This window comes from Candidatus Thiosymbion oneisti (assembly GCF_900092655.1).
Lineage (GTDB): Bacteria > Pseudomonadota > Gammaproteobacteria > Chromatiales > Chromatiaceae > Thiosymbion > Thiosymbion oneisti.
This window is the reverse complement of record NZ_FLUY01001140.1, coordinates 1-4,288: the sequence shown is the minus strand read 5'-3', so window position 1 is coordinate 4,288 and position 4,288 is coordinate 1. Positions and strand designations below refer to the sequence as shown.

2 protein-coding genes are annotated in these 4,288 nt (G+C 60.7%); one reads left to right on the top strand and one right to left on the bottom strand.

The genetic code is table 11. From position 1 onward, the window contains the following. Positions 1–206 (top strand): hypothetical protein (locus BQ17_RS21830; RefSeq protein ID WP_176722399.1); only part of this gene is annotated, 206 nt, incomplete at its 5' end. A 730-nt stretch (positions 207–936) separates the two neighbouring features. Here BQ17_RS21830 and BQ17_RS11665 read toward each other — a convergent pair. Next, positions 937–3,849, bottom strand: coding sequence for a caspase family protein (locus tag BQ17_RS11665; protein WP_089727260.1), 2,913 nt, complete (start codon positions 3,847–3,849; stop codon positions 937–939). Between the last annotated feature and the right edge of the window lie 439 nt (positions 3,850–4,288).

Here is a 4,288-nt window from a genome sequence, read left to right as displayed (position 1 = left end):
TCGGCGGTCCCGGGCCGGCTGGGACCGCCGTCTTTCAGACGGCTTACGGACCCCATGACCAGCTGTCGGCAACGCTCGGAGCAGACGCCCTCTGGGCCGCACCCGATAACGCCGAACAGCCGGCAGGTTTGATTCCCGCCGTGTATGCGAATGGTGACACCGGCCTGATGCTCTCCGCGGCGCGGAGCTTCCAGGTTCCCACGTAGCGCCTGGGAACGAGAAAACACATCCCGCCAGCCAGTCGCCAGCTACCAACCGGCGACTGGTAGCTGGTCGCCCTACCGGCGGGTTGCGCGGCCCCGACGCATCGGGGCGACCGCAGCCGCGCGCGGGGCCGCTTACCCGCCCTACGTGCTTAAGCGTCACCGACGCCGTTTGTGATTGCTTGAGCGCTGTTTTTCGTTCGCCCTCTCCCCAACCCCTCTCCCGGCGGGAGCGGGGCGAAGCTCGTAGGTTGGGCAAAGCCGGTAGGATGTGGTGAGCGCCCGCCTACCGCCCCAGGGATGGGGCAGGTAGGCAGCGAACCGCATCTTTGGACGGCGGCGTGCCCAACAAATCATTTAAATATTAACCACCATCCCCAACCTTTCTCCCCCAGGGAGCGGGGCTTTGAGGCTTGACTTAATGGCATTGCCTTGAATAGTACAGGATTTGCAGGATTTCACAGGATTCACAGGATGCCTTCATTAAATAAAAGAATCCTCTAAATCCCGGGTAATCCTGTAAATCCTGTCCATTAAACGCCCTCCCCGGCAACGCCGAACTTAATGGCATTGCCTTGAATAGTACAGGATTTACGGGATTTCACAGGATTCACAGGATGCCTTCGTTAAATAAAAGAATCCTGTAAATCCCGGGTAATCCTGTAAATCCTGTCCATTAAACACCCTCCCCGGCAACGCCGAATGACTTAAGAATTGCGCCCATTCGCAATCCTCATTTCCGGATCCGCACGATCTTCAGGTCCTCGACCGCCTTGGGCTTGGTGGTGACCGGCTTTTGGGCGCCCTGGGTGAGTGATTTCACCCGATCGGAGACATAGACCTCGAGCTCGGCTACGGAGATGTGGCCATCCCCGTTGTAGTCGGCCTTGCCTTCGCGGATGCCTTCCAGGAGCGCCTCGGTGAAGGCGCCGTTGCCCCATGCGGCATTTTCGTGGGAGAGCTGCTTGCCGGTGGACGAGGAGAATACGATCACCCCGGTCTCCGCGTCGGCCAGCTCGTTGGCGAAGCGGTCCATATCGGCCTGGGAGTCGGCCCGCCCACCGAGTACCCGCCCGGAGAAGCAGGTATCCAGAAACAGGATCGCCTTGCCCGCGACAGCACCGAGGAAGTCCTTGAAGTCGGTATCCTTCAGGGTAGTGCGTCTGAGCCGGCCCCGGTCCGTGTCATGGGGCAGGAAGCGATAGTGGCCCTCCTCCCTGACCCCATGCCCGGCCAGAAACAGGATCGCCACATCACGGCTGGTGGTCTGGCGTTCGAGCCAGTCCAGGCCGTCGAGCACGGCGGTCCGGGTCGCCTGCGTGTCATCCAGCAGGCGCGTCCTGACTTCACGATAGAGCCCGCGTTTCTTTTGGGGCTCGATGGCCGTGAGGAAATCCTGGGCGTCCTTGCCGGCGAATTTGAGATTGAGCGCGTCTTCTTCGTAGTTGCCCACGCCGACGGCCAGCACATAGAGGTCCGGCTTGTACCAGTCCTTGCTGCCGGTCCAATCGACGGCGAAATTGGCGGACTCGCTGGTGCCCTGTCGGTTACGGGCGATAATCGAGACCACCGATTTGCTGGGGGGGATTTCTAAGCTGATCTGGCCGATGACCGCCTGTTTTCCATCCCGGTACGAAGGATGGTGGGCGAGTACCTCGGCCGGACGCCCGTCGATGCGGGCCTCGATTCCTTCGATGGGTCCGGTTTCCGACCGGGCCTCGTAGGTGAGCACGAGCTTGGTCTCGGTGATCGAACTGCCGGCGGCAGGCGCCAGGATGGACACACTGGGTGGGCGGAGCCTGAGGACATCGCGGGTGACCGTCTCTTGCCCCCGGGCGGCGTCGGCCAGCCGCAGGGCCTGGTCCACATCCAGGGTCTCCAGCACCCTGGCGATCACATCCGGGCGATAGAATTGTTGGCGGAAGCGGGAGGCGCCGTAGAATTCGGCGGCCTGGTCCCGTTCCCGGTTGACATGCCAGCCCACCAGATCCTCACCGCCGGCGGAGGCCTGGTAGAAGCCCGCGGGCGTCCAGGCCACCCAGCGCCTGCCGTCCTTATGTGGAAACAGGGCGAGCAGCTCGGTGCCGTCCCGCAGCCGATACCAGCGGATGGTGCCGTCGCCGAAGGCGGCCACCGCCAGCTTGCCGTTGCCCGTAATATTGACCCCCCAGGCCACACCGGGCACGGGAATCCGCCACAGCGGCTTGCCGGTGCGGTCGAAGAGTCGGAGCGACCACTCAGTGCCGAGCAGGAAACGCTCGCCGTCCGGTGCAATGGCCAGGCTGCGTGACCGCTCGTAGTCATCGAGCCGCAAAGGCTTGCCATTCAGCTTCGGGTGATAAGTATTCTTCCAGTCGGTGATGTCCAGGCCCGGTGCTTTAGTACGGGGTGGCTTGAGTCCCAGTGCGGCGGTCTCTGTATCCTTTGGCCGGTCGTCCAACAGGAACAGGCGGCGCTCACTCAATGAGAACCGGGCCGGACGCTTACCCCAGGGTTCATAGCCGAACTGGACACTGCTGCCGTCGTGGGTGACCAGGAAGTTATCGAGATCGCCTCGAAAATCCGCAATCTCAGGCGGCTTAAAAATTCTCTGTTGGCCTCTAGCATCCAGCAGGCCCCAGGCAGGGTCAAAGGTGCCGAAGACCAGTCCGCCGTCGCTCAGATGCCGGAGATCCATGAGTGTATTCTTGGCGGCCGGCAACTCCGTGACACCGCCCCGACCGGCCCGATTCCAGCGAAGGATGAAGTAATTACCGTCCCGGTTGTACCGGCCGCCGGCGTAGAGATAAAGCCCGTCCTGGGACCAGGCGACGCTCATTAGGTTTCCGTTGCCGACGCCGGAGGTATCGGGGCGGTAGAGGAATCCGAGATCGGTGGCCGAGAGGACATCGACTGCTGTGGTGTCGTGGAAGCCCACGGCGATGCGTTTGCCGTCCGGTGAGAAGCGGGCCAGGAAGGGTCGCTCGCCGCCGGATGCCTTTTGCTTGGCGACGAGCCGAAAGCGCTCGTCGTACAGACGCAGATAGCCGTCATAGGAGGTGGTCACCAGCCGGCCCCGACCGTCGAAATGGGCGGAGTAACTGGAATCCCCATAGTCGCGATCCTGGAAGCGCTGCTCCCAGTCCTGGGAGCTATAGACCCGGATGCCGTTGGGACCATGCAGGCCGGCGGCCAGGTAGCGACCGTCCGGGGACCAATCGAGGTGATGGATAACGTTGGGCAGGCCCGTGAGGCGCCGTCGGAGCTGGCCGCTCTGCCGGTCGAACAGATAGATGGAGTGGGCATCTTCCCATTGGAAACGAGTCCAACCCCCTACGGCGACGGTCTGGCCGTCCGGGGAAATGGCGACGGCATAGATCTTCCCTTCATTGCCTTCACCGATAGGCAGGCGCAGGGTGCGCAACAGGTCCCCAGCCGGCAGTGACCAGATGCGTGCCGTCTTGTCGTCGGAGCCGGTGACCAGGAAACGCTCGGCCCGGTCCACGGCGATGCACCTTATGGCCGCCGTGTGCATGCCGGTCTCGATACGGGGGAAAGGTATCCGCGGGATCTCGGCCGCGGCCAGGGGAAAGGCCAAGGCCAGTAGCCAGAGCAGGATACCGGCCCCCAGCGATCCAGCCAGCCACTTGCGTATCATTTTGTTCATCTGGCTCCCAAGTTCTAGTACACCATTTCGCTTGATATTGCTCGTATACCGCTTGAGCTATTTAAGAGACTGAGAAAATGCTTTATTCACCACAGAGGCACAGAGAACACAGAGAATACACAGAGACGTTTTCTTTTCTCTCTGTCTTAAGTGGTGAGACGAAAAATCGATTTAAGATACGGTGAGCACAGAGAAAACATGAAGGAAATTCTCTGATTTTCTCTGTGTCCTCTGTGGTGAAACGAAAAATCCCCGCAATCGGTGAACGGGTCGGGATTTGCCACTTAAGACCTGAAGATTTCAGGGATGGTGGTTCATCCCTGAGAGCTATGAATTTGCAAGATCGATTGAAACTAGGTACTAGGGCCTGTTGACATTCAACTCGAACCGACTGTTTCCATAAGCGAACCACGAATAGACACGAATCCACACTAATTCG